Raw genomic sequence first — 1,533 nt, 5'->3', positions numbered from 1 at the left:
GCTCTGGCTGTCTGAGGGCGCACCCGAGCGGGTTCCCAGCGCCCAGTCGCCATATAAAACCCGGTCGATGTGCAGCGCGTCGAAAACTCGATTCAGGAAACTTTCGCGGTCGAAGCGGTTCTTCTCTAGGAAAGCTTCAAAATCCGAATCTCTTGAATCCCTAGGGATCTCTATATGAACCAGGAGGAAGTCCGTCGGGGTGTCGTTGCCTCCCAGATGCCCGAACGTTACCCGCTCGGCGTCCCAGCCAGGATGGCCCGGATCACTTGGTGCACCCGACTCCGTGCCCGGACTTAGTTTTATTCTGCGGGCGAGCGGGACTTCCTGCCCGGCACTGGCCACAGAGTGTCGGTCCAACCCCAAGGCCTGCTCGATTGATTTCCCCAACACACGCCCGCTGGGCTTCCCAACGTCATGCGGTTCCACTCCTTCGGGCAGAAGGCTCTTACTAAGTCGCCGCTTAACCGGACCCACTTCTTCGGGTAATCCGGCGTCTTGTTGATTACGGAACACCCCACCTGGAAGTGGAACTATATAAGTGATGCGGACATGTTTCCAAGATGGCATGTTTCCCCCAATTGTTTCTACGGGCCGCACTGCAGCGCCGCATGATATGCCAAGAATATAGGCTTGAAGGGTTATCGTGTCGCTTCCGCGCTCCGCCGGGTTATGCCCCGGCCGGCTCAGCGTAACTCGGCGGCGGTCAGCGTGACTTTGATGAGGCACGTGGTGTGGCAGAAGTTGGATAGTCGCATCCGATGGACTCCCTTTGGCGTGACTTCCAAGAGTCAGCGTACTTTCGTCGGTACCTTCGTATATAAATGGCATTAGCCAATAATCACGAGCCTGAGGCTATTCTTCTGTTGTTCATAGCCACTGCTCAGTGACCTATTAGGCCAAACTTTTCACACAATCATGGGGGATTCATGAAGGACTCTACGAGCCTGTCGCCGGTAACCCGCTCGACTGACCAACTGGATTCCTTGGGGGAGGCACGTGACCGTGCCGATTCCGAGGCGATTTACTCGATCTACAAAGCCCTGCAGCCGCTGGCCTCGCGCCGCTTGGCTGTGGTCAATCGGGCTTTGCGTGAAGCGATCCAGAAGATTTGGCAGGAGCCCCGGATGCCCAAGGGCAAGGATCGGATCTTCAGCCACAATAAGCCGTTGGATTTTCCGTGGTCTCCGAACGCTCGCGACCTGTATTTCGGGAACAAGGCTGATTCGACCGTCACCATTACAGGACAGCTGGTTCTGGAACATGTCACCCCGATCAACATCCTGGTCAACGACCTGCTGGCCAAGGTCGCCGAGGCCGACTGCACGGAAGAGAAGTTTTACGAGCTGCTCCTTCAGGAGCACCGGCAGCTGAGCTTCGTCGTGCTCACCAAGGAAGACGATAACGCTCTGACCCGTGCAGGGCTGAAGGCGTCCGGTGTCATCGGGGAAGGTTCCTCTGCCTGGGCGCGTTACGAGGCTGGTTGCGGCCTGAAGGAAGATGATTTCTTGGGTATCACAGCCGACCCGCGCTTTG

2 protein-coding genes are annotated in these 1,533 nt (G+C 57.1%); one reads left to right on the top strand and one right to left on the bottom strand.

Features of this window, described 5'->3' with window-relative positions; genetic code table 11:
• A partial coding sequence (locus LQV45_RS31565) for a hypothetical protein (RefSeq protein WP_230011345.1) occupies positions 1-342 on the bottom strand: 342 nt, incomplete at its 3' end.
• Between the two features lie 584 nt (positions 343-926).
• On the opposite strand from LQV45_RS31565, the gene LQV45_RS31560 reads away from it, so the two are divergent.
• On the top strand, positions 927-1,533 hold a 607-nt coding region (locus LQV45_RS31560), incomplete at its 3' end, for a hypothetical protein (RefSeq protein WP_230011342.1).

Source organism: Microbacterium sp. Bi128 (assembly GCF_918698205.1).
This window is presented reverse-complemented; position numbering and strand designations above follow the sequence as displayed.